The 23346-nt window shown below is 57.8% G+C and carries 19 protein-coding genes; 8 read left to right on the top strand and 11 right to left on the bottom strand.

Annotated elements, in window-relative coordinates; translation table 11 throughout:
• Positions 1-6: 6 nt before the first annotated feature.
• Positions 7-846 carry a rhomboid family intramembrane serine protease gene (locus ABIT76_07030; GenBank protein MEO7932894.1) on the bottom strand — a complete coding sequence of 280 codons (840 nt, stop codon included), beginning with the start codon at positions 844-846 and terminating at the stop codon, positions 7-9.
• Between the two features lie 97 nt (positions 847-943).
• Between ABIT76_07030 and ABIT76_07025 the strand changes: the two genes are divergently transcribed.
• From ABIT76_07025 to ABIT76_07005, 5 genes are read left to right on the top strand one after another with little or no spacing between them, the layout of a single operon-like run.
• The gene (locus tag ABIT76_07025) at positions 944-2179 is read left to right on the top strand and encodes a glycosyltransferase family 2 protein (GenBank protein MEO7932893.1); all 1236 of its coding nucleotides are present in this window, start codon (positions 944-946) and stop codon (positions 2177-2179) included.
• A gap of 30 nt (positions 2180-2209) precedes the next feature.
• Positions 2210-3337, top strand: coding sequence for a glycosyltransferase family 9 protein (locus tag ABIT76_07020; protein ID MEO7932892.1), 1128 nt, complete (start codon positions 2210-2212; stop codon positions 3335-3337).
• 58 nt (positions 3338-3395) lie between these two features.
• The gene (locus ABIT76_07015) at positions 3396-4421 is read left to right on the top strand and encodes a glycosyltransferase family 9 protein (protein MEO7932891.1); all 1026 of its coding nucleotides are present in this window, start codon (positions 3396-3398) and stop codon (positions 4419-4421) included.
• 39 nt (positions 4422-4460) lie between these two features.
• Entirely contained in the window at positions 4461-5342 is an 882-nt protein-coding gene (locus ABIT76_07010; protein MEO7932890.1) for an FkbM family methyltransferase, read from the top strand.
• A gap of 9 nt (positions 5343-5351) precedes the next feature.
• The gene (locus tag ABIT76_07005; protein MEO7932889.1) at positions 5352-6092 is read left to right on the top strand and encodes a class I SAM-dependent methyltransferase; all 741 of its coding nucleotides are present in this window, start codon (positions 5352-5354) and stop codon (positions 6090-6092) included.
• Here the strand turns inward: ABIT76_07005 and ABIT76_07000 are convergent.
• Positions 6085-7422: a hypothetical protein gene (locus tag ABIT76_07000; protein ID MEO7932888.1), complete on the bottom strand. Its 1338-nt coding sequence runs from the start codon at positions 7420-7422 to the stop codon at positions 6085-6087. The two genes, ABIT76_07005 and ABIT76_07000, sit on opposite strands and share 8 nt — an antisense overlap.
• Before the next feature lie 27 nt (positions 7423-7449).
• Between ABIT76_07000 and ABIT76_06995 the strand changes: the two genes are divergently transcribed.
• A complete protein-coding gene (locus ABIT76_06995) occupies positions 7450-9075 on the top strand; it encodes a hypothetical protein (GenBank protein ID MEO7932887.1) in 1626 nt (541 codons plus the stop codon).
• On the opposite strand, the gene ABIT76_06990 is transcribed toward ABIT76_06995, so the two are convergent.
• Together ABIT76_06990 and ABIT76_06985 are read right to left on the bottom strand one after the other, a co-directional pair.
• Positions 9076-10779 carry a hypothetical protein gene (locus ABIT76_06990; protein MEO7932886.1) on the bottom strand — a complete coding sequence of 568 codons (1704 nt, stop codon included), beginning with the start codon at positions 10777-10779 and terminating at the stop codon, positions 9076-9078. It abuts the gene before it with no gap.
• Positions 10755-12464: a hypothetical protein gene (locus ABIT76_06985; protein ID MEO7932885.1), complete on the bottom strand. Its 1710-nt coding sequence runs from the start codon at positions 12462-12464 to the stop codon at positions 10755-10757. The genes ABIT76_06990 and ABIT76_06985 overlap by 25 nt, the downstream gene beginning before the upstream one ends.
• A 114-nt stretch (positions 12465-12578) precedes the next feature.
• On the opposite strand from ABIT76_06985, the gene rnr reads away from it, so the two are divergent.
• Complete coding sequence (rnr, locus tag ABIT76_06980) at positions 12579-14879, top strand: ribonuclease R (GenBank protein ID MEO7932884.1); 2301 nt, start codon at positions 12579-12581, stop codon at positions 14877-14879.
• Positions 14880-14895: 16 nt separating this feature from the next.
• Here rnr and ABIT76_06975 read toward each other — a convergent pair whose 3' ends face one another.
• The 5 genes from ABIT76_06975 to ABIT76_06955 all read right to left on the bottom strand — a co-directional run bounded on the left by ABIT76_06975 (position 14896) and on the right by ABIT76_06955 (position 20917).
• Positions 14896-15858: an alpha/beta fold hydrolase gene (locus tag ABIT76_06975; GenBank protein MEO7932883.1), complete on the bottom strand. Its 963-nt coding sequence runs from the start codon at positions 15856-15858 to the stop codon at positions 14896-14898.
• The gene (locus ABIT76_06970; protein MEO7932882.1) at positions 15859-16803 is read right to left on the bottom strand and encodes a ribokinase; all 945 of its coding nucleotides are present in this window, start codon (positions 16801-16803) and stop codon (positions 15859-15861) included.
• A 146-nt stretch (positions 16804-16949) separates the two neighbouring features.
• A complete protein-coding gene (locus ABIT76_06965; GenBank protein ID MEO7932881.1) occupies positions 16950-19400 on the bottom strand; it encodes a glycosyl hydrolase 115 family protein in 2451 nt (816 codons plus the stop codon).
• Positions 19401-19427: 27 nt separating this feature from the next.
• Positions 19428-20147, bottom strand: a complete 720-nt coding sequence (locus ABIT76_06960) for a rhamnogalacturonan acetylesterase (GenBank protein MEO7932880.1) — start codon at positions 20145-20147, stop codon at positions 19428-19430.
• 416 nt (positions 20148-20563) lie between these two features.
• Positions 20564-20917, bottom strand: a complete 354-nt coding sequence (locus ABIT76_06955) for a hypothetical protein (GenBank protein ID MEO7932879.1) — start codon at positions 20915-20917, stop codon at positions 20564-20566.
• A 62-nt stretch (positions 20918-20979) separates the two neighbouring features.
• On the opposite strand from ABIT76_06955, the gene ABIT76_06950 reads away from it, so the two are divergent.
• Positions 20980-21426 (top strand): YkgJ family cysteine cluster protein, encoded by a 447-nt coding sequence (locus ABIT76_06950; protein ID MEO7932878.1) that lies wholly within the window; start codon positions 20980-20982, stop codon positions 21424-21426.
• Here ABIT76_06950 and rfbD read toward each other — a convergent pair.
• On the bottom strand, positions 21419-22300 hold the full coding sequence (rfbD, locus tag ABIT76_06945; protein MEO7932877.1) for a dTDP-4-dehydrorhamnose reductase: 882 nt from the start codon (positions 22298-22300) through the stop codon (positions 21419-21421). The two genes, ABIT76_06950 and rfbD, sit on opposite strands and share 8 nt — an antisense overlap.
• Positions 22300-23280, bottom strand: coding sequence for a dTDP-glucose 4,6-dehydratase (rfbB, locus tag ABIT76_06940; protein MEO7932876.1), 981 nt, complete (start codon positions 23278-23280; stop codon positions 22300-22302). The genes rfbD and rfbB overlap by 1 nt, the downstream gene beginning before the upstream one ends.
• Positions 23281-23346 lie beyond the last annotated feature (66 nt).

The raw sequence follows: 23346 nt of genomic DNA, 5'->3' as shown, positions 1-23346 counted from the left end.
AAGTCTTTAGCGTCCGCCCTTTTTTTGCAACTCACCACTCGCGGCCTTCAATGCGGCGTGTTCCTTGGCAGACAAACTCGAAAGTCCGCTGCGGGCGATTTTTTCCAGAATCGGATCAATGGACGAAACCGGGTCGTCCGTGCGCTCTGCGGGAGGCTCGTCCCGAACAACGGTGAAAGCCGGTTTTCCAAAACTCGGCAGCATTCCCTGCAAACCCTCCGGGAGCCATTCGCTGCGACCCAGATAGCGCGTCAATCCGTAACCCAGAAAGGCCATCAGCCAGAGCAAAGCGAGTCCACTGAGATTGCGATTGGCAAGATGGATCAGCGTGAAAATCCCGATGTAAACCCAGGCCATCCATTTTGCCTGAATGTTAAAAAGCAGCAGCACGCCGGGGTAAGTCGCGGCGAACATGATAAAAATCGCGAAGTGCGCCTCCGACGGACCTTGCAATGGAAAATGGAAAAGCAGCCCGATCAGCGCAGGCGCGAGGATCAGAACAGCGTAGGAAATGAGGAAATTGCGCCGCCCGTAGAACTTCTCCACCTCGCGGCCAAACCACCAAAGCATCAGCATTCCGAGAGCGAATCCGAGCGACGGATAATTTTGAATCGAGTAAGAGACCAATCTCCAGACCTGCAACTTTTCCACGATGAAGGCCGGACTGTAAGCCGTGTAAAAATCCAACGTCGTGCTCCCCATCGGAAGCCCGGAAATACCGGCCCAGAGCGCGAAAACAACCATGGTGAAAACATGGATGCCGACGAGTAACTCCGTCGCATAAATCGGAAATTTCCCGACCACCGCCAGTGGAATATAATCATCGGAGCGCCCCTCGGTGAACATCGCAGGAGTTATCTAACGGCGACTCGGATCGAGCACAAGATGAGAGTGCGGAAATACTCCGCGAAAGGTGTGGCAAGGTTTTTGCTTAAGTAAGCGCATGGATTTCACAGCCAGCTCCCCCGAATTGCAATTTACAGAAACGGAAAAGGCATCAGCCGTCACATTGTCGGTCATCATGCCGTGCCTGAACGAGGCGGAAACCCTGGTAAGCTGCATTCGCAAAGCGCGGCGGAGTTTTGAAGAATTAGGCGTCAGCGGCGAAGTCGTGATCGCTGACAATGGCAGCACCGACGGCTCCCAAGCTCTCGCCATCGCCGCTGGAGCCCGGGTGATAGCCGTCGAAGCCAAGGGCTACGGCAACGCCCTGCGCGCCGGCATCGAAGCCGCCGAAGGTCAGTGGATCATCATGGGCGACTCGGACGACAGCTACGATTTTTCCAAGATCGCGCCATTCATCAACGCCCTCAGCGAAGGCTACGAACTCGTCATGGGCTGCCGCATGCCGCGCGGAAAGGGGACCATTGAAAAAGGAGCGATGCCGTGGAAACACCGCTGGATTGGCAACCCGGTGCTCTCATTTATTGGAAAACTTTTCTTCAAAAGTGCGGTAAACGACTTCCATTGTGGTCTGCGAGGCTTTTCTAAAAGAGGTTACGAGAAAATGGCGCTCTGCACCGCGGGCATGGAATTCGCCTCCGAAATGGTCATCAAATCCACCCTGCAAGGCCTCAAAATCACCGAGGTGCCGATCACGCTGCACAAAGATGGACGCTCCCGCCCGCCGCATCTGCGGAGCTGGCGAGATGGCTGGCGGCACTTGCGTTTTATGCTGCTTTTCTGTCCGCTCTGGCTGTTTCTGGTGCCCGGCGCGGCTTTGACCGGCGGCGGTTTTCTAGCCGGATTGCGACTCCTCTTTGGCCCGATAAAAATCGGACCCGCCGGCTTCGACACCAACACACTGCTCGTCTGCGCCATGGCCGTGGTGATAGGACTGCAACTCAGCTTGTTCGCGATCTTTGCCCGCGTCTTTGCGGTGACTCAGGGCCTGATGCCGCCAAGCCAACGTCTGAAAACTATTGTCAAAAAAGTCTCCCTCGAAAGCGGCCTCCTCTCCGGCATCGCCATGGGCGTGATGGGTTTCGCCTGGCTGGTCCACGCGCTCATGCAATGGCGGTCGGTCGGCTACGGAGCGCTTTCCTATCCGGAAAGCTTGCGCCAGGTCATCCCGGCCGTGACGCTTTTAACCACCGGCACGCAGATATTTTTCTCGAGCTTTTTCATGGGAATCCTGGGCCTTTCCAGACATCCGCAGCGGGCTGGTGGTCTCTCCTGAGACGATGATGTCATGGCAGAATCCGCGAGTGTGAAAAACGGTCGCAAAGCTGGCTCCCGATGGTTGCGCCAGTTGGATTATGCCGTGGGAATCCCGCTGCTGCGGCTTCTGTCTTTTGTCCGACGCCGTGGCGATTTGCCAGAGACCATCCGCAGAATTGTTTTAATCAAGGCCGATGGAATGGGCGACCTCGTTCTGCTGACCGGAGTTTTGCGGGACTTGCGGCTGGCATACCCCCAGGCGGATATCGTGATGTGTGGAGGAGGCAGCATCGCCAGTCTCGCGGCGGAGATGAGAGACATAGACACACTGCTGCCCGGAAACTTTACACGTCCATGGGAGATCATCCGCAAGCTCAGGAATTTGAAAGCGGACATCATCATTAACTGTGGCCAATGGAGCCGTTGCGAGGCGTTGGTGGCCGGGCTGGGAAATGCGCGCCTGACCATCGGTTTCGAAACGCCGGGGCAATACCAGCATGCGCTCTATGATGTTGCCGTGCCGCATCGAAATGACCGGCATGAGCTCGAAAATTTCCGCTCACTCTTGCATCCGCTCGGAGTTACATCCAACTCAACTCCGCACATGGAACCGCTCGGCCGCCCTCAGACACAGCGCCGGCAGATTATCTTTCACCTTTGGCCGAGTGGGGTGACACATGTGGCGTTGAAGCGCTGGCCAGAAAATGCTTGGGTAGAGTTGGCGAGACGATGCTTGGAGGCTGGATATGAAGTGACGCTGACGGGCGGACGTCAGGATTTTGCGGAAAACGAACGCTGGATGGCCGCGCAGAAATTCCCTGAAATGGTGCGCAATCTGGCAGGCTGCCCAATGCGGGAAACATTGGACTGCCTGGAAAATGCGGCGGCTGTCGTCTCAGTCAACACGGGAGTCATGCATCTGGCCGCCGCCCTCGGCGTGCCAACCGTGGGGCTGCATGGGCCGACCAATGCGCATCGCTGGGGACCAGTAGGACCAGTCACAGCCATTTGTGAAGTTGCTCCGCCAGACGGTGGATATTTAAATCTAGGTTTCGAATACCCGTCGGATGCTTGGAAGCGGCCTGGCATGGACACCATCGGAGTTGAGGAGGTATGGGGAAAATTGCGAGCTATTCTATCGCCAGCGAATTCGCAGGCACGATTCGCCGAGGTCTAGGGCCGCCCTTGGCGGAAAGATTGGTCACCCCAGACGCATCCGTGTTGTTATTGATGCCATGACAACTCCCGGGAAAATTCTTTTTTTCAAGTTTGGAGCGATGGGCGATGTGCTGATGACAACGCCTCTCCTGCGGCAAACCCGGCGGGTCTTTCCTCAGGCGCAGATCGAGTTTTGGGTGGCTCGTGGGTTCGATGCTGTCCTCGTCAACAATCCCTATCTGGACAAAATCCAAACCTTTGACCCCGCCATTTTCACAGAGAAAAAATGGACCGGTTTACTGGCGTTGACCAAAGGAATGCGAGGCTTTGACCTGGTCTTTGTCCTCGACAAGCATTGGAGTTTCGCCGTCACGGCTTTTCTGGCCGGCATCCCGCGGCGAGTGGGTTTTTGGCGAGACGGCATCTGCCGCGTCTTGCTGACCCAAGGCGTGCCCTATGGCCCGATCCGGCATGAAATCCACTACTACCTCGATCTGCTTGAAACGCTGACCCCCGTGGATCGGCTCGACGTGTCCATGGATTTCTCCCCAACTCCGGTGGAGCCTGATCCTTCTCAAGCCCTGCCGTCGGACTACGTGGCTTGCATTAACAGCGGAGGAAATAACCTGCGTGAAAGCAGCGCGATTCGCATGTTGCCCGCCCGACTTTTTATTCAGCTTGTAGATATCTTGCGAGGCAAAGGGCCGGTCGTGTTGCTGGGCGATGCTGGCGATCATGCTTGGTATCGCTCCCTCGATCTACCTTCCGATATCATTAATCTAGCCGGCAAATTAAATCTGGCTGGCAGTGTGCAAGTGATGCGGAATGCGCGTCACATTTATGTGACTGATAGCGGCGCCATGCATCTAGCGGGCACCACGGCTACACCGATGACGGTTTTTTTTGGGCCCACACATCCCCAGCGCAAAGCTCCGCTTCGATCGGGAGTCAGCGCGATTTGGGCAGACGAATCCGACTACGACAATGACTACGAAGTTTACGGACGCTTGCCCCGGAGAAGTGATTATTTCCAAACCACCAGCCTCGAATCCGTGGATGCAGCCACTTCCCTTGCAGCGGTCCCTCGCTCCGATCAACTATAACTTATTGATTTCACCAGTTGGATTGCGGCATTGATACTCATGCTAAAAATCTTGAAGGAGAGTTTCCATCGGGTCGCCATCATGCCGAAACCGCCTTGGATCTCGGCCATTATACGCCGCTTGGTCATGCTGCTCGTTCCAAAACGCTTCCAAGTCGGTGGCATTCGTTATGTGTTCAACCCTCAAGATTACATTATGGCCGGCACCTTGTTTCTCGGTCTTTATGAAAAATGCGAACGCAGAATTTTCTCCCTGCTCATCGGTCCCGGGGACCTGGTGATCGACATTGGTGCCAATATCGGTATTTTCACGGCCATTGCCGCGAGACAGGCTGGCGTTTCTGGGAGTGTGATTGCCTTTGAACCCGAGCCGCGCAATGCCGGACATCTTTCGGAAATGCTGCAGCTCAATGGTTTCAACAACGTGCTGTTGGAAGAAAAAGCACTGGCCGACCGCTCCTCCACATTTCACCTCTACCTCTCCAAAGACAATATGGGCGATCACCGCCTGCAGCCTGGCGAGGAAGCGCGCGAGAGCATCGAAATAACGGCGGTTCCCCTCGACGAATATCTTGGCGGGCGAGTGCCCAAGGTGTTGAAAATGGACATTCAGGGAGCGGAAGGACTGGCCGTCGCGGGGATGGCCACTACTTTGCAAAACATGCCAGAGGGCGCCATGATGATGGAATTCTGGCCGTATGCCCTTCGGCGCGCCGGGACTGATCCACAGCAGATACTCACCGCTTTTGCGGCTTCCGGTTTTGCAGGATATGAAATTGATACGATCAAAAATGTCCTGTGCCCTCTGGATGAACCCAAGTTGCTAGCCTTGAAAACAGAGGATGAGGCCGCCAATCTACTCTTCCTCAAGGGAGATGACTTCCGCACCACCGTTCTCGGGCGGATTCAGAACTGTAGTTAGCACGGCAATATGGCTCAAGACATCCGCAATTCACCCCGTCTGGAAAAGCTCGCCTATTTTTCCTGCTCCAGAATCCATCTCGGCTTGCAGGAGGCCTTGCTTGAACTCCTCGAAAAGCACGGTCCCAAGGGTGGCACTTTGCTGGATATTGGCTGCTGGGACGGTGTCCACACGATGAAATATGCGGGTGTGGTGCAGGCTGTCCGGGTGCTGGGACTAGAAGGTTTTCCCGAGCAGGCGGCACTAGCGCAGAAGAACGGTGTGGACGTTCATCTGGGCAATATTGAACTCATCCCTTTTCCATTGGCGACAGCCTCGGTGGATGTGGCGGTGTGCAATCAGGTCTTTGAGCATTTGAAGGATGTGTTCAAGCCGATGGACGAGATTGCCCGCACTATGAAGCCGGGTGGAATTTTTCTATTCTCCGTGCCAAACTTGGCGAGTCTGCACAATCGCCTGCTCCTATTGCTGGGGATGCAGCCGACTTGCATTCGAGTGTTTGGCCCGCATGTGCGGAGTTTTACTTTGAAGGAATTCATCATTTTCTCCGTGGCCGGTGGTTTGTTTGAGCTGGTCGAGGTCCGGGGCGTGGGCTTCTACCCATTTCCCCCGAAATTCCTTGGAAACGTGTTTTCCAATCTCTGGAAAAGCGCCTGCCATACGCCCATCCTCGTGCTGCGCAGGACAGCCGCAACGGAGTTCAGTTACGTACAGGAATACGCGCGGCAGGGTGAGCAGACGCTTATCTAGGCAAATGCAGCCGGGGCTGCCAGGTCGTCCAGAATGGTTGGTCGAGTGCGCGGCTAATTTGCAAGGCCACGGGAACCAGAACGAGGCTGGCCAGCGAAGTTAGCAAAAGCGTGGCTCCCAATCCCGCCGAACGCTGCACGAGCATGACTCCCAGCATCGCAAAGCCAGCCTCTAGCAGAGTCCAGATGGCTGCCGCTCGCACGATGCCCAAGGCCATGGCGGCGTAGACGATGATGCGATTCAACCCCGAGGCGAGGCCCAGCAGGGCCGCCAGCCAGCCCGTTGCCCAGCCCACTGGAGCAGCGGCATTCAGCCACAAAATCCAAAATGCCGGTGTTAGAAACCCAATGCCCGCAGCCAGGACCAGGCACAGGATCGTCGCGTAGGAATAACCGAGTGAAAAAACGCTGCGCCGTCTCGCGATATCTCCTCCAGCCATGCCGCCCAGAGTCACATCGCAGGAAATGGCTCCAAAAGTGCCAATGATCTCACTCAACCGCAGAATGATGAAGAAGGTGCCCGCCGTGGCAGGCCCTGAAATGGCGGAGATGAGAAAAGTCAGGCCGTGGCCTTTCGCCAGCCATGCGGCATTGGTGACATTAAACCAAAGCCCGGCGGAAAAAGTCGCGCCCCAGCCGGCGTGCAGAACGGCAGACCATTTCCAGCGAAACACATCTCGAAAATGACCGGTTAGAATCACAGTCAGGAGATTCGCCATGGTGAGGCAGCCAAGCCAGACTGCAATCGCAGGAGCCACGCCGCCCCCGCCATGCAGGACCAGCCACACTGCCGGCACCGAGACTGCCGCCCCGGCCGCCCCGGCGAGTTTGGCCAAGCCAATGCGTCCTTCCGCAATGAGAGGTTCCAGTAAAAAACCCGTCAGCATCTGTAGCTGAGTAAAGGCGGCGGTCAGAAGAATGAGGTGACCGGACTCGGGCGGCAAATCCAGAAGACGGCTGCAGATGCCCATCGTTTCCAGCCCCGTCACCAGCAACAAAACCAGCACTGCAATGACGCCAAACCGAGCCATGGCGATCGCCAGGACCTGACTGGCTTTTTCCATTTCTCCCAAGGCGACAGCATGGCAAAGCTCGACCCGCGCCCGACCGCGCAAACCCAGGTCAAACATCGAGACAAAGACCACCATCGAGCTTGCCACGGCGAAAGCACCGTAACCCGACTGTCCCCAATGTCGCAACATGACAGGCGTCAGGAGGAAAAGGAAGGCCGCCTTGGCCATCATGGAGACCGCTTCCCAGATCTGATTGGAGATCAGTTGGGAATGAATTGTGGGCTGTCCAAAAGACGGCACCGTCGGTTTACTGGCCATCCGGCTAGCATTAGCCAAATATCATTCATGATTCCACCACCAAACGCAGACGCACCTTCCTTGGGAAAACGGCCTGCCGTTGAATCGGAGCACGCTGGCAGTCTGCAGGACAAGGCGGCTCTGTATTTGTATCTAGCCGCGCTGCTGACGAGTCTCTTCGTCTTTGCAAATTGGATAAATATCCCCATCACCGACCAACATGCGTATCGGCAGACGCAGACGGCGCTCTCCACATTTTGGCTGGCGCAAAACGGCCACTGGCTCACACCTCAGTTGTATGAAACTCCCATCGTTGGTTTTCCGTGGCGCAATCCGCTGGAATTTCCGGTCTATCAATGGCTGGTGGCGGCGCTGAAGGTCACCACCGGGATGCCGTTGGAAGTCGCCGGGCGGCTCGTGAGCATCACGGCATTTTACGGCTGTCTCGGCGGGATTCACCAGCTGGTGAAGGACGGCGGTGGATCGCGTCGCTTGTTTCATCTGATCGCGGCGACGTTGCTGCTTTCCCCGGAATACCTTTTCTGGAGCCGGACTTTCATGATCGAGTCCACGGCTCTTTTTTTAACCATCAGCTACCTCGCGTTGCTGCACCGGTTTTTGGTTAGGAAAACATGGGGGTGCCTCGTGGTGGCCATCCTCTGCGGAGTGCTCGGAGTGCTCACGAAGGTGACCACATTCCCGTCGTTTGCAGTGGCGAGTCTGATGTTAATCGCGCTGCATCAACTACAATCTCAAAATTTTCCACATCAGCGGCACTGGCTGCGAGTCACCCTGCCCGCGCTGCTCAGTCTGGGGATTTGTTTCGTGGCGATCCAATGGTGGGTCCACTATTGCGACGAGGTAAAATCGCAGACGGTCTTCGGAAAATATCTCACCTCGCAAGCCATGAGCCAGTGGAACTACGGCGAGGCCAGCCTGCGATTCAGCTCCAAACTTTGGGTGCGCACCATTTGGAATCGCTCGGTGCCGGAAGCGGTCGGCGGCTTTCTCGGAGTGATTGTTTGCCTGGTGGGATTTTGGTTCGCGAATCTGCGTTTTCGGCTGCTGATCGGCTCGCTGCTTGGCTTGTTTCTGCTCCCGTTTCTCCTCTTCACCAACCTCCATGTCGTCCATAATTACTACCAGTATTCCAACGCCATCTTCCTCGTGGCGGCGCTCGGGGTGGCCCTGCATGTGCTGAGTCAGCGGCTCGGCCAGACTTTATTCATTGTGGTCATTTTGACTGTGGCGACCAATCAGATCCTCTGGTTCAAAGACGTGGACTCCGTTTCCTTCGAGCACTCGTGGAGGGATCGCGACCTGCTCATCGCCCGCTACATCAAAACCCAAACCCAGCCGGGTCAGGTGCTGGTCATGTTTGGCTCGGACGGTTCCTCGGTGATCCCTTATTATGCGGAGCGCAGGGCCCTCACCATTCCGACGCAACTCACCACGGGCGAGCTCGATTCTGCGCTGGCCAATATTCCGCAGAACGCTGGAAACCTGCCCATCGGTGCCGTCATCCTCAATGGGGTGGGACTGGATCAGCACGCCATGGAAGTGAATCGGCTCGTCAAACGCATCGGTGCCATCCGCTCATTCTCGCGGGTGGAAAGACACGGCAGCTATGTCGTGTTTTTTCCCAGGACGGATGTGGCGTTTCCTAAGTTGTAGTTAGTCCGCCGCTGGTGGCCGCCAGGGAGTGGTGAACAGGCCGTAACCCGCCATCTCCTCACGATTGACGAAATGCGTTCTGGGAAATTGTTTCATCAGCGCCTCGATGTTTTCTGGGGTCAGATGACGCTGATTGGCTATGAGCGGACGATTCTCCAGAAATGGGCCGTTGCGAAGGAGGTCGCCCGAGTTCCATGCGACTCTGGAATCGAAGATTACCAAGTCGGCGTCCATTTGATTGAAACTCGATTCTGCGCGCGCAAACGGCCGGATGAAGCGCTCCACCTGCGAAAAGCGCAGTGGAATCAAGACGAGCACCGTGCCCGCCAGTCCGAGCAGAACAAACTGGCCCGGCTCCCGACCCGGAGCGCGCGTCGTCCATTCATTCAGCCCTGCCACGGCCAGCAGGATCAGGCAGCCCAAAACACCATAGCAGTAGCGGTTGCCCCAGCCATAGCTCTGGTTGAAAGGAAGGAGCGCGTAGAAGCAAAAAGTGAGCAGACAACTGATCACTCCGTCCCGTACCGGTACTGGCAACTGCGGGAAAAAACGCAACCCGACCAGCGCCAGAATGATGCAGGGCAGCGTATTCCAACTCAGGAGCAGCAGCAGATTTAGCGGCACCGTTGCCAGGATTCTCTGGAGATGCCAGACGAGCAGGGGAGTGCTGGGCGCGGCATTGTCGGGGGCAAAGACATGCCACCAATACCAGCAACCGGCGCATCCGCCGAGGTAGATGATTCCGTAAATGCAGACCGCTTTCCAGCGGCGGTCGAGTAGCAGGCGAATCAGGAAGGGCACGACGAACAGCGCATGCACAAAAGGACTGTGCAGCCCGATGGCTAGTACTCCCACGATTGGCGCGAGCCAGAACCGGCGTTTGCCGGGTTGCAGATACAGCCAGAGCCAGACGGTGTTCAGAGCCAGATGCGCAGGCATGGCATAGACGGTCATATCGTTGACTAGAATCTGCGGGGACAATGCGACCATCGCAGTGCCAGCCACTGCGAGCCACGGTTTGCCGGGCCAAAGCAGGCGAATGACACCCGCCATGGCCAGGATGGCGATGACTCCGAAAAGTGGGTTCACCAGCATTTCCAGATGTAGCCAGAGGAATGGAGTCCGCATCGCCGCATAGACCGGCAGGTAGCCTTGATTCCAATGGGAGTCGTCGCTAGTCCTCATGGCCTGCAAAGGGGTGAGCGCGCGTGACACGAAACGCAGATCCTCCGGGATCTCCGCCTGCAACTTGCCGGATAAAAAAATGCGCGCTTGAAAGTCGGGCATGAATTCATCGCAAGCCAGCGGGTGATGATGGGTGATGAGCCAGGTTCCCAACACGGAAACGACTGAGCTGGTCGCGGCGAGAACGAGGATGATTTTGCGTGGAGAAAACGACTTCCATGGCAATGGCAGAAAATGCAACCGTCTCCAGGTGAGAAACGCTGTCAGCACGCAGAACCCCAGCACCACATAAAGGCCCGCAGGCTCGGTGCTGGCGATGACGACTAGAAAGGAATTGAACCAGCTTTTCGGATCAGGAAAACAGAGGGCCGTTTCCTTCAATCCCTCGACGTAATGAATGCAGGCTGCACTGATCAGCGCGGTGACTAACAAGGCCAGCCAGAGCGTTCTGGACCCGGCAGTGGGATTCGAGTTAGAAGGCAATGAGGTCACGATCAATGTCCGACAATCGGTGTCCATGGCCGGGTGGAAAGACCGTAACTGCCCAGTTCCTCTTGCGTGGCAAAATGCCGCTTCGGAAACATCTTTCGCAGAAGCACGGCTTGATCTTGATCGAGCACCGCCACGTTGGAGATGAGAGGACGGTTGGTGAGGGAGGGGTTGTTGCGTCGAAGATCACTCGAGTACCACGCCATGCGCGGGTCGAGGAGCACCAGATCGACATCCATTTTTTGGAAGCGTTCTTGCGCAACCGCGAAGGGCCTTACAAATTTTTCCGCCTGCCAGGCTCGTAATGGAATCAGGAGGAGCACGGTAACCAGGCATCCAGATAAAACACAGCCAAGCGCCCACTTTTTCCCACTGCAGCCAATGAGCACGTCCAGCCCAAATACCGCGAGCAGATAGTAGCAACCCAGCACGCCGTGGAAGTAACGATTTCCCCAGCCGAGGCCTTGGTCGAAGCTGATCATCGCATAAAAAACAAACGTGAGCAGGCAGGCCATTGCACCATCGCGCAGAGGCACGGGAAGCTGGCGATATTTCCAAATGGCCAGTCCGGTGAGCAGGGGCACCGGCAGAGCGGACCAGCTCATCAAATTGAGGAAATTGATCGCCTGGCCAATGGCATAACCTGGGCGCTGGATAGAGAAAAGCCCCGTGGAAGCCGCATTGACCGGGGCAAAAAAATGCCACCAAAAATAGTAGCCGACGCAGCCTGCCAGATAAATGCCGGCAAACACGGCTGCCGGTTTCCAGCGGCGATCCAGCACGAGTCGAAGCAAAAATGGCGCGGCAAAGAGCGCATGCACAAATGGGCTGTGCAGCCCCACAGCGAGCACTCCGACAATTGGCGCACACCAAAACCAACGGCTTTTCGGACGTAAATACAGCCAGAGCCAGACGGTATTCAGGGCCAGATGCGCGGGCATCGCATAGGAAGTCATGCCCGTGATCAGGACTTGTGGTGAGAGCGCGACGAAAGCCGCCCCTGCCACTGACAGCCATGGTTTTTCCGGCCAAAGAATTCGGCAAACCCCGGCCATGCTCATCATAGCCACGGCACCTAATAATGGGTTTACCAGTGTTTGCAGATGCAAAAACAAAAACGGTGCGCGCAAGGCGGCATACACCGGCAGGTAGGCTTGATTCCAACGAGTCCTGTCTGCCGAGATGACGGCGTTGAGTGGTGTGAAAGTCTGCACGATCGGGCGCAGTTTCTCGGGGATGGTTTCCTGAAGCTGGCCGGAAAGAAAAATGCGCGCCTGAAAGTCGGGCATGTTTTCATCGGCAGCCAAAGGTCGGTTATGCATCACCAGCCAGACGCCAGCGGCAGAGAAGATCAGGGAAAAAAGGGCCAGCGTCGGCACAGCGATGCGGGAATCAAAAATGCGGGTGGCCCATGTCTCGGGAAGCCAGATTTTTTTTCCCAGCCAGAGGCCGAAGCCTGTGATGATCGTGAAGCCAAGGACTAGATATAAGCCGGCTGGCTCCGTCGCGGCCGTGGTTACGAAAAAGGCATTAAACCAGTTTCGGAAGTCAGGAAACGCCAGCGGACCATCTTTCATTTCCTCCATCAGGCTAATGCCCAGCGCAGCGATAACGGCGATGATCAAGAGGATGATCCATAAGGCAGGCAAACCCCTGCGACCAGCGGGCATGGCCTCCGCAGAAATGGGAGCCGCAAGTGGGGAGTCGCTGTTCATGATCTGGGTGATAGCAGGGAACAAGCCAGATGCGAGCAACTTCAAAAAGCGACGGCGGCCAGCCCTAGTTTTTCGATGTCAATTACCGGGACACATGGCAAAGTCCCCGCAACTATGGCACAGCAAAATCTCCCCGAGCGCATTCTGACCCTCTTGGGCTCGGAAAAATATCAGCCGCTCGACAAGATCGACCTCTCGCACGCCCTCGACCTCCCGCCCGACGAACGCAACCAGCTCCGTGGCGTCCTGCGCGAACTCCTCGAAGACGGACAAGTCGTTCTCCTTAAGAAAAACCGTTACGCGCTCCCGAAAAAGGACGAACTCTTCGTTGGACGCTTCGACATGAACGCCCGCGGCTTCGGCTTCGTCATCAGCGAGGACCCGGAAAAAGGCGACCTCTTCATCGCTGGCGAACACACTGGAGTCGCCATGCACGGCGACCGCGTCGAGGCCAAACTCCGCCGCAGCCGGGGAGGGGACAAACGTGGTTCCACTCCCGGACGCTCCACGACTGAGGGCGAAATCGTCCGCGTCATCACTCGCGCCAATTCGACTTTGGTCGGAGTCTTTCAGCGCGGCGGCAAAGCCGGAAAAATCATCGCCGACGACCCGCGCATTCCACTCCCGATCACCGTCACCGCCAAGTCCGATCTTAACCCCGAGCCCGGCGACAAAGTCGTCGTCGATCTGGACGAATGGACCCAGCGTTACGAGCCGCCAACCGGGCGCATCATCGAGGTTCTCGGGGCGTCCGACGCGCCCGGCGTGGACATGCTTTCCATCATTCGGAAATACCGTCTGCCCGCCGAGTTTCCCGAGCGCATTTTGGCGGCGGCGGAGAAGTTCCCAACGACTGTTCCAGCCTCCGACACGGAGGGCCGCGAAGACTTGCGCGACCTCACTATTTTCACCATCGACCCCGACGACGCCCGCGATTTCGACGATGCGATTTGCGTCGAACGCACCGACCGCGGCTGGCTCCTCGGCGTCCACATCGCCGACGTCTCGCACTACGTCACGCCCGGTACCGAGCTGGACAAGGAAGCTTGGGAACGCGGCAACAGCACTTACCTGCCCGACCGCGTTTTGCCAATGCTCCCCGAGCGCCTTTCCAATGGACTTTGCTCCCTCCGGCCCGATGAAGACCGCCTTACCTTCACCGTCTGGATGCGCTTCGACTCCCATGGAAACCAGCAGAGCGCATCCTTCAGCCGCAGCGTCATCCGCAGCAAAAAACGCCTCACCTATCAGGAAGCCTTCGCCGTCCTCGAGGGCCGGGCGCATTCCCCCGTCGAGACCGAACTTCTCGAAGCCTGGGAACTCGCCGCGCTCCTTCGCAAAAACCGTTTCGCCCACGGTTCGCTCGACCTCGATTTCCCCGAAGTCAAAGTCCGCGTGGACAACGACGGACGCGCCATCGCTATCGAAAAAGTCGAGCACGACCGCTCGCACCAGCTCATCGAGGAATTCATGCTCTCCGCCAACGAGACCGTCGCCCGCGAAATCAAAGACCGCACCATCCCCAGCATCTACCGCATTCACGAAAAGCCGGACCCCGAGAAACTCTCCGAATACCGCGAAGTCCTCGCCCTCGCTGGTTACAAAGTCGGCGACCTTTCGGTCAAAGGCGAAGTCCAGAAACTCCTCGAGAGCCTCTCCGGCCAGCCCGACGAACCCGTCCTGAAAGTCGGGCTGCTGCGTTCGCTGAAGCGCGCCACCTACGACGTGCGCGCCCTCGGCCATTACGGTCTCGCCAAGGCCAATTACACCCATTTCACCAGCCCCATCCGCCGCTACGCTGACCTTGTCGTCCACCGCGTCCTCGGCGCCATGATCGACCATCGGCCCGGTAAAATCCAGCCTGCTGCCAAAGATCTCGCCGTCACCGCCGAGCATATTTCCACCACCGAACGCACCTCCGCCGACGCCGAGCGCGAAGCCTCCAAACTGAAGAAACTCCAGTTCTTCGCCCTGCAACTCGGCAAAACCATCCCCGACCACTTCACCGGCCTCATCTCCGACATCAAACCCTACGGCCTCGTCGTTGAACTCATCGAATACAGCCTCACCGGCCTGGTCCACATCTCCGACCTCACCGACGACTATTTCCTATTCGATCCAGTGCGCCGCCGTTTCACCGGGAGACGCACCGGCATCATCTACGCCGTCGGCCTCAGCGTTCCGCTCATCGTCACGCGAGTCGATCCAGCGAAAAACCAGATCGACTTCAAAGTCGCCCCCGGCCACAGCGATGCTAGTACTAACACCAGCACCCGCCGCGAAGAACCCAGGGATAACACTCGCAACGAGGCCCGCCCGCGCCGCCACGAATCAAACAGCCGTCCCGCCCAAAAACCAACCGACTCCCGCCGCTCGGACAAGCCCAGAAATTCCCGCTCCCGCAAACGACGTTAGCTGAGCGCCACCAAACTCAGCCGAGAAACTCCAGGGCGCGGGTTTCGGGCCAGCCGACCGTCGGGCATCGGGAGCTGATGAAGCCGCAATGGCCGCCGCTGGCCGGGGTTTCGAGATGCAAAAAGTCGCTCTCCCGCGCCGCCGCGAACGGGAGGCAGGCCGGGCTGAGAAAAGGGTCGTTGATTGCGCTCACCAGCAGCGTGCGCACCCGGATGCGGCCGAGCACGGGCAGGCAGCTCGCCCGCCGCCAGTAATCTTCCGCGCTGGAGAAGCCGTGCAGCGGCGCGGTATAGGCGGAGTCGAACTCGTGAAAGGTGCGCATGGTTTCCAGTCGAGTGACATCGAACTCAGCGGGGAAGTGGCGTTTCTTTTCGTGAATTTTCGCACGCAGACTGCGGATGAAGCGTCGTGTGTAAATACGTCCGTCGGGTGCATCGAGACGGTCCACGCTGGAGGCGAGGTCGCACGGCACGGAGAAGGTGACGGCACCCGTGATGCTGGGGGCGATGTTAGGTTCGGCGAGGTATTTCAGGATGATGTTTCCGCCGAGGCTGAATCCAATCAAACCCACCTCGTCGTAGCTTGTGCTAACATGGTCGATGACGGCGGCGAGGTCGCGCGTTTCCCCGCTGTGATAGAAGCGCGGGAGTCGGTTCGGTTCGCCGCTGCAGCCGCGCATGTTCCAGGCGAGCACGTCCCAGCCCGCCTCGTAAAATGCGGCCGCCATTCCCTGAATGCTAACATCGCACGAGGAGCTTTCCAGGCCGTGCGTTAGGATGACTAGTCGCCTCCTGACATGAGGAATAACCTCGTGCCGCGCCCAGTCGAGATCGAGAAAATCGCCGTCGGGGAGATCCAGCCGCTCGCGCTGGTTGGTGATGTTAGGCAGGCGGCGAAACAGCACCGGCCAGATGGTTTGCACATGTCCATTGCCGAGGCCGCACGCCGGACGAAAACTGGAGCCAGAAAGAAGCGGCATCTAACTTAGAAACGCTTCGATCTCGGCCTGCGTCGGCATGGAGGGCGCGGTGCCGGGTTTGGTCACGCTCAGGCCGGCGACGACATTGCCGTGGCGAGCGGCGCGCACGATGTCGCCGCCAAATGCGATCAGGCCCGCCGCGAAACCGCCGACAAACGCATCGCCCGCGCCCGTGGTATCGACGACTTGGATTCCACTGCAAGCCGGGACGAGTTCGTGGCCGGACGTTTGCGAAATGAAGCAGCCGCGTTTTCCCAGGGTCACGATGACCGTGGGCACGCCGAGCCTGCGGCAAAGTGAGTGGAGTTCCATCGGACTCAGCGCCGCGAGTTTTTCCTCGGTGAAACTCGCGTCGGCCAACGTGGGATGGCGCTGCACGACGGTGACGAATTCCGTCTCGTTCGGGATGAAAATATCGACGTTGGCGAGGATGGAAAAATCCACCGCCGGATGCATCGGCGCGGGGTTGAGGATGGTGGTTTTGCCTGCGGCACGGGCGAGTTGAAGCAGGTCGTCGACGGTCTGCGGATGAATCTCGTACTGCAAAACGACGATCTGAGCGGCGGCCAACAACGCCGGATCGATCTGGCAGGCGGTGAATTTTTCGCTGGCCCCGAGGGCGACGACGATTTGATTCTGCCCCTGCGCGTTGACCGTGATTCCGGCGGTGCCGGTGGCGGCATCGGGCACGCGAAGGAGGTGCTGCTCGATGCCTTCCGCAGCGAGAAACTTTTCCGCTGCATCGCCAAACGCATCGTGGCCGACGGCACCGACGAAGGCGGTTTTGGCCCCGGCGCGGGCGGCGGCAACGGCCTGGTTGGAGCCTTTTCCACCAGGTCCGGTGGTGAACTGGCCGACCAGCGTTTCGCCGGCGGCGGGAAAGCGATCAACGAAGAAAGTGAGGTCCTGGACAAAGCTGCCAATGACTAAAATAGGGGCGGACATGCCCGAGAATAGGCCACGCCGGTGCAGGCGATCAAGGTTGGGCTTGGCGCACTTCCGAAGCGAAGGATCGCTTCTTGAGCAGCTAACTCTCAAAGAGTGCGGAAGAGATGAATTTGGAGGAAGGAACGCCGCCTGCGGACTCCTGCCTAGGGTGCGGCTGATGCCGGGGGGCCGAGATGGGTGGGCTGGAGCCTGCCGAGATCGAGCACCACTTTGTCGAAGACCAGGCCGGGGTCGAGCGGCTGAATCTTGAGCGTGTGCCGGCCTGCGGTGAGTGAATGATTCGTTGTGCCAATCGCGGTACCGCGAAGGACGTTGGCGCTCCATTGCGGACTGAACTCCGCGCTCTCCAGATCGACTTCCTGGGGAGGTTCGTTGTCGATGCCGATGGAATAACGGAGCTTCAATCCGGAATGAAGCGCGTGCGTGGGAATGGAATAAACGAGCACCCTCGCCGATCCCGTGTGAGAGGAGTTGAATTCGTATTCCAAAGCGGCCGCTGCCGGAACGCTTTCACCTGTTGGCAGCAGAGCGATGGAGTCGCCGCTGCGACCAAGTCCGGCGATGGTTTTCCAAGTCGCCCCGCTTCCATTGGTCGTGCGGGACGGTTTTTCGGCTTCCAATGAAATGTAACCGTCGTCTGCCGGCTTGGCTGGAGACAGGGCAGCGAGCGCTGGCGAGCTGGAAACCTTTTTGAAAACGGCTCCCCCTCGCGGGCTGGCCGACATCATACGGTTCCATTTTCCGTTGGCGATCTGCTCGTTGTAAATCTTGGTCTCGGCTTGAATCTGATCATGGGCGGCCTGCGACTTCGCTGGGTCGGAGCTGAGATATTTCTCATTCATCAGTGCCGAGCAGCGAACCGGGTAAGCTACCAGTTCGTAAAACGCGTCGCGTAGCGCAGGCGGGAGCTTTTCGTAAATGGCGTTGGTTTTTTCCACCAGCGCCGTAAAACGCTGCAGCCGCTGCCCGATTTCGTTGTAATTTGTCGTGAACTGCGCCTTGAGCAAATGCTCGGGCTTGGCTGGATAGTTCAGCCGATAATACTCATCCAAGACCGCCGCTATGTCTGTGGATGAGGTTTTGCCGAAGGTTCGCTGTGCCCATTGCGCCAGGAAAGTCGGCTGCGCTTTTTCGTCCCACTGCGAGACATCCCAAGCCATTCGGAGAAAGAATTCCAAGTCGATCTCAGCCGGCTTGAGGTCGCCGACGTTCGCAATCCATAGCCTGCGCGCTCCATGATCGTAGGCCTTGCGCATTTCCTCCCAGATCAATGCAGGCGGAGTGGTGCAAAGCCAGAGGTAATCCTCGGGTGCGCCCCAATAGGAAAGATGATAGTAAACACCCGAGCCTCCGCTGCGTTTCTGCTCCTCCGGCGTTGAGAGGCGGCGAATGTAGCCGTGATTGTCGTCCGGCCAGACGAGCGTGACATCCTCGGGCACTTGGAGTCCATTTTGATAGGTTGTGAGCACCTCCTTGTAGGGAATGAAAATCTGCGGCACCTGCTCGATTTTCGGGTTCACGTATTTCGTGAGCAAACCGCGCTGATCTCTGATGATCTGCTGCATCAATGCCACACGCTCCGGCATCGACCCTTTGAAGGGCATCTCTCCGTCGTGAACACCACGCATTCCCAACGTGAAGTTGTTTTCAAAAAGTCCGTTTTCCTCCACCCGCTCCTCCCAATAATTCAGCACACCGGCGCGGTTTGTCTGGTAGTTCCACTCGCCGCGTGTTTTGCCGTCCCATTCACCGACGTTGTTGCGCAGGAGCGGTTCGCAATGCGAGGAGCCCATTACGATTCCATAGCGGTTGGCGACGAGCTTGTTTTCCGGGAAGGAGTTGAATGCCTTCGTTCCCGGATGCATCGCTGGCCAAAGCGAGTTGGCCTTCAATCGGAGGAGCAACTCACAGATTTTCGCGTAAGTCTTCGGACCGAGGTTTTGGGCTTCCGGTTCAAAGGTTTTTGCCGCCCACGGACGGATGCCCCAGTCCTCATCGTTGATGAAAATGCCGCGATACTTCACAGAGGGTGGCCCCTGCGTGTGTGTTTCCGCAGAAACGACCAGCGTTTTACGCGGTAGCGGAGGAACGTCGGCCCACCATTCCCACGGAGAAACGCCAATGGCTTCCGAGAGCGAAAGCGCGCCAAAGGCTGTGCCGCGATGGTCGCTGCCCACGATCACGAGCGCAGTATTGATACCGGGATAGGGAGCGACGACGGTGGTGATGACAAAGGACTCCCACTGACCTTCGAGTCCTTTGTCGTCCAGTTTGCCGCGTTTCACAAGATCTGTGATCAACGCGCTTTTGCCCAAAGTGCCGATGACGATGACCGGCGTAGTCTGGCCGGCTATTGCAACCGCAACCCTTGGTTTAACTCCGCTCACTCGCTCGACATCCGAAGCCAGTAAATCGGCGGCAATGTGCACGACGTCCGCTTCGGCTTTGTCCGTTACGATCTCCGCGGCGCGTCCATCGACGGCCACAGGAAAGTCGGTAAGTCCGCCAATCGCGTCCTTGAGGGCGAGCTCACCGGCAGAGGCGATTGCCGGGAGGACTGCAAGAAGGAGGAAACGCCCTAATGTGAGGAACATAGGTTAATGAACTTTGCGAAAAGAGATTTAGTGGGTTTTTAGCAAGCTCTTAAGCCTCGTTTCGGCGATGGGAAGCTCTTTCACGACGAGATCGGCCATAGCTCGTGCGCCTTTTTCGTTAAAGTGAGTGTTGTCACCGGATTTGTTGGCAAACTGATTGCTGGCCTCCGGGCCGAGCTTTTCCACCAGAACTTGGCTGGAGGTATGCAGGTCAATCACCGCCACTTTCCTTTCGCTGCCGACTTCTTTCATGGCGTTCACGTAGGAGAGAAGGCTTCGATTGGGTGGAGGTTGGTTTTCCGTAATCTTACCCCCATCATCAAACGTTCTGCGTACCATGGGAGTTACGAGGATGGGCGTCGCTCCCATCGCGCGCGACTCATCAATATAGCGACGGAGATAATCTTGGTAATCTTTGGCTGCGTCGGTGGCCTCTGGTTTACCCGGAGCGTGGGAGTCGTTGTGGCCAAACTGAATCAGCACATAGTCGGGCTTTTCCTCGAGTGCCGTCTGCCAGCGGCCTTCCTGGATGAAGGTTTTAGTGCTGCGTCCTGGGGCCGCGAGATTAATCACTTTAACTGTGTCGTCCTTGAAGCGTTCTTCGATAAATTGGCCCCAGCCGCGGTCCGGACGGTCTGCGGGATAGTTGCAGACCGTGGAGTCGCCGATGATTACAAGGAGTAAGGGTCGTATTGGCATGGACGCCTCCTCTGCGGCGCTGTAGGCCAGCGAGGGGAGTATGACCATGACCCAAGAGAGAGTGGCTAGAACAAAGCGTAGATTCATTTATGTTGAGAAAAGCTGCGTCGGACCTACTGAGTTTGGCGCGTGCGGATTGGCGGCGCGTAGATAGGCATCTGTTCCAGCGCGGTAAGAGTGGGCAATCCCATCAAAGAGCCTGCCCCCGCGTCGCCCTCAGGTTCGAGTAGTTGCTTTGCCGCCGACGACTTGGGAGGGCAGTTGCCAGAAACGGGCTCAATGCAATGAATCATTTTAAGAGATGCATTAAGATCAGCCATGGGATGATAATGGCCCCGTCACTTCAGGAGCGGAATCCATCGGTTGCATTCCCAAGCTCAACACCTAAGTGTGACAACATTGGTTTATTATTAGAGATGAAATAACCGGCTAAGGAAGTGACATCATTGAATGCACGCCAAGTGCTAGCGCAAAAAGAAAACTTTCAGACTGGCGGTGATGCCGGAAAGCACGGTCAGCGTCACCAAAATGATGAGAAAAATGCGCACGAAGCGGGTATTGTTTTCCTCCACCGGCAGCGATTCGATGATCGGGCAGCGGGAGCGTTCGAGGACCTCGCGCGTGTCCGTGTAAGTCGTCATGGAATGGAACGGGCTGTGCGGTTCGAGGGAGAGCGCGGGGTCAATTTCCCCCCATTCGATCGGGCGAAATGGGCCGCAGCCGGGACAGCTCCGAGCGCCGACTTTGACTTCTGATCCACAGTCGGGGCAAGCGTAGGTGTCGTTGCTCGTGAATGGCTCCACGAGGCACGATCCCACAGGGAAATGGAGTTCTCAAATGAAGAGTTGGGGGATTTGCGGGATTTTGTTAGGTTGACGACGTGAGCACGTTTTTCAAAGAGCAGGTGCGCGGCGTGATCGCGGAAACGCAGGCGATCTATGCCGAACTCGCGCGTCGTCCGGCAGAGCGGAGTTGCACTGGTATCGCGCAATGCTGCCAGTTTCGACTGACCGGAAAAACGCCGCACCTGACGCGCGGAGAGGCGATCACGGCCTGGGCGGCGGTGAAGGCGAGCGGACGAAAAACGCTCCCGGAATCCATCGATGGCGCGTGTCCGCTGTTGAATCCGAAGACGCTGCGCTGCCTGATTTACGCGGGCCGGCCCTTTGGCTGCCGGACGCATTTTTGCCAGGCAGCGGGCGGTCCGCAGGCGCGAAACGAAGTGATCGATCTGATCCGGCGCTTGGAAACGATCGACGCGCAAACGGGCGGCGACGGCTCGAAGCCGATCGAGAGCGCACTTCGGGAAGCGTCGGAACTCAGCTAAGAATCTGCGCGCCGAAATCGCGCACGTATTCGGCGACGGCGTCCTGCCACGGGCGGGGCATTCGACCCGTTTCGCGAGTGTAGCGGTCGGTGGAAAGCAGCGTGTGCCGGGGACGTTTCGCGACGAAAGCGGTGAGTGAGTCGAGTTCGATTCGACTCACCGTGGTCGCGAGCAGCGGGAGGCCGCTGGCGTGGGCGACATCGAGGGCGTGCTGGGCATATTCGCGCCAGCTGCAGGAGCCGCCGTTGCACAAATGCAGGATGCCTCCGGCGCTGATTTCGGTGAGATAAGGCTCCAGCATTTCGGCCAGATCGAGCGTGTAAGTCGGCGTGGAAAATTTATCGTCCACCGCCGAAATCTCCGGCTCCGTCTTCGCCCGGCGCAGCATGGCGTCGATGAAACTCGGACGATGCGGGCCGAAAACCCACGAGACGCGCACGGCGAGATTTTCGGGCGAGACGTCGAGCGCGGCCAGTTCGCCGCCGCGTTTCGATTCGCCATAAACGCTGATCGGCTCCACCGGATCGGTCTCGGAGTGGGGCGTGGTTTGTTCGCCGGAGAAAACGTAATCCGTGCTGATGTGGATCAGGCGCGCCGACTTTTTCTGGCACTCCTCGGCGATGATGCGGACGGCGTCCTGATTGATCGCAAAGGATTCCTCGCGATGCGTTTCGCAGTAATCGACATTCGTCAGCGCGGCGCAATTCACCGCCACATCGAAGTCCAGCCCGGACAGCTTTTCGCGCAATTGCCGGGTGTGGCCGAGGTCGAGTTCCATACGACTCAGGCCGATGACCTCGTGCCGGCTGGCGTAGTTTTCCACGAGGGCGGCTCCGAGTCGTCCGCCACTGCCGAGAATGAGGACGCGAGCCATTATTTCCGGCCTAAAAGCGGTTCCCACCAGGCGCGATTCGCCAGATACCAATCCACCGTCGCCGGAATGCTCGTCTCGGGCCGATGCTTTGGACGCCATCCGAGTTGCATTTGAATCTTCGACGAATCGATCGCGTAACGCCGGTCATGTCCGAGCCTGTCTGTGACGTAGGAAATCAAATTGTGCGACTTTCCGAGCCGGTCGAGGATCATCTTCACGACCTCGATATTGAGCAGCTCGCCGTCGCCGCCGATGTTGTAAACCTCGCCCAGTTTTCCCTCGAAAAGCACCTTCGCCACCGCCTCGCAATGGTCCTCGACGTGAATCCAGTCGCGCACATTCAGACCATCGCCATAGACCGGCAATTTCTTGTCCTGCGACGCGTTGATGATCATCAGCGGGATCAATTTTTCAGGAAACTGATACGGGCCGTAGTTGTTCGAGCAGCGGGTCACGAGCACTTCCTGGCCGTAGGTGTGATGGCAGGCGAGCGCGAGCAAATCGCCCCCGGTCTTGCTCGCGGAATAAGGCGAGCTCGGGTCGAGAGGCGTCGTTTCGGTGAATTTCCCCGTCGGCCCGAGCGATCCGTAGACCTCGTCCGTCGAGATCTGAACGAAACGTTTCACGCCGTGTTTGCGGGCGGAATGCAGGAGAATGCTCGTGCCGAGGACGTTCGTGCGGACAAATTCGTGCGGGCCGGTGATGGAGCGATCCACGTGGCTCTCTGCGGCGAAATTGACGATGGCGTCATATTTTTTCCCCGAAAGAATGGCGTCGATGGCCGGTTCGTCCGCGATGTCGGCCTGAATAAAACTGTAGCGAAACGGGAACGCTTCCGCCAGATCGGCGACTGTGGCGCTGTTGCCCGCGTAGGTTAGCAGATCGAGGTTGGTGAGCCGGGTTTCGGGGTATTCGGCGAGGAGCAGCCGCAGGAAATTACTGCCGATGAAGCCGCAGCCGCCAGTGACGAGAATTTGCATGGAAGTCCACTCAAACCAAACCCGAGCCCCGGAGCAACTTAAAAACAGGCGGTTTGCAGTCGCATC

It is taken from the genome of Chthoniobacterales bacterium (genome assembly GCA_039930045.1).
GTDB lineage: Bacteria > Verrucomicrobiota > Verrucomicrobiia > Chthoniobacterales > DASVRZ01 > DASVRZ01.
Note: the sequence above shows the minus strand (reverse complement) of the source record. Positions and strands in the feature narration are given on the sequence as shown.

What these genes read in the sequence shown, in the direction of transcription:
- ABIT76_07030 (MEO7932894.1), bottom strand. Translation starts at nt 846, where the DNA reads ATGTTCACCGAGGGGCGCTCCGATGATTATATTCCACTGGCGGTGGTC.
- ABIT76_07025 (MEO7932893.1), top strand. Translation starts at nt 944, where the DNA reads ATGGATTTCACAGCCAGCTCCCCCGAATTGCAATTTACAGAAACGGAA.
- ABIT76_07015 (MEO7932891.1), top strand. Translation starts at nt 3,396, where the DNA reads ATGACAACTCCCGGGAAAATTCTTTTTTTCAAGTTTGGAGCGATGGGC.
- ABIT76_07010 (MEO7932890.1), top strand. Translation starts at nt 4,461, where the DNA reads ATGCTAAAAATCTTGAAGGAGAGTTTCCATCGGGTCGCCATCATGCCG.
- ABIT76_07005 (MEO7932889.1), top strand. Translation starts at nt 5,352, where the DNA reads ATGGCTCAAGACATCCGCAATTCACCCCGTCTGGAAAAGCTCGCCTAT.
- ABIT76_07000 (MEO7932888.1), bottom strand. Translation starts at nt 7,422, where the DNA reads ATGGCCAGTAAACCGACGGTGCCGTCTTTTGGACAGCCCACAATTCAT.
- ABIT76_06995 (MEO7932887.1), top strand. Translation starts at nt 7,450, where the DNA reads ATGATTCCACCACCAAACGCAGACGCACCTTCCTTGGGAAAACGGCCT.
- ABIT76_06990 (MEO7932886.1), bottom strand. Translation starts at nt 10,779, where the DNA reads ATGGACACCGATTGTCGGACATTGATCGTGACCTCATTGCCTTCTAAC.
- ABIT76_06985 (MEO7932885.1), bottom strand. Translation starts at nt 12,464, where the DNA reads ATGAACAGCGACTCCCCACTTGCGGCTCCCATTTCTGCGGAGGCCATG.
- rnr (MEO7932884.1), top strand. Translation starts at nt 12,579, where the DNA reads ATGGCACAGCAAAATCTCCCCGAGCGCATTCTGACCCTCTTGGGCTCG.
- ABIT76_06975 (MEO7932883.1), bottom strand. Translation starts at nt 15,858, where the DNA reads ATGCCGCTTCTTTCTGGCTCCAGTTTTCGTCCGGCGTGCGGCCTCGGC.
- ABIT76_06970 (MEO7932882.1), bottom strand. Translation starts at nt 16,803, where the DNA reads ATGTCCGCCCCTATTTTAGTCATTGGCAGCTTTGTCCAGGACCTCACT.
- ABIT76_06965 (MEO7932881.1), bottom strand. Translation starts at nt 19,400, where the DNA reads ATGTTCCTCACATTAGGGCGTTTCCTCCTTCTTGCAGTCCTCCCGGCA.
- ABIT76_06960 (MEO7932880.1), bottom strand. Translation starts at nt 20,147, where the DNA reads ATGGTCATACTCCCCTCGCTGGCCTACAGCGCCGCAGAGGAGGCGTCC.
- rfbD (MEO7932877.1), bottom strand. Translation starts at nt 22,300, where the DNA reads ATGGCTCGCGTCCTCATTCTCGGCAGTGGCGGACGACTCGGAGCCGCC.
- rfbB (MEO7932876.1), bottom strand. Translation starts at nt 23,280, where the DNA reads ATGCAAATTCTCGTCACTGGCGGCTGCGGCTTCATCGGCAGTAATTTC.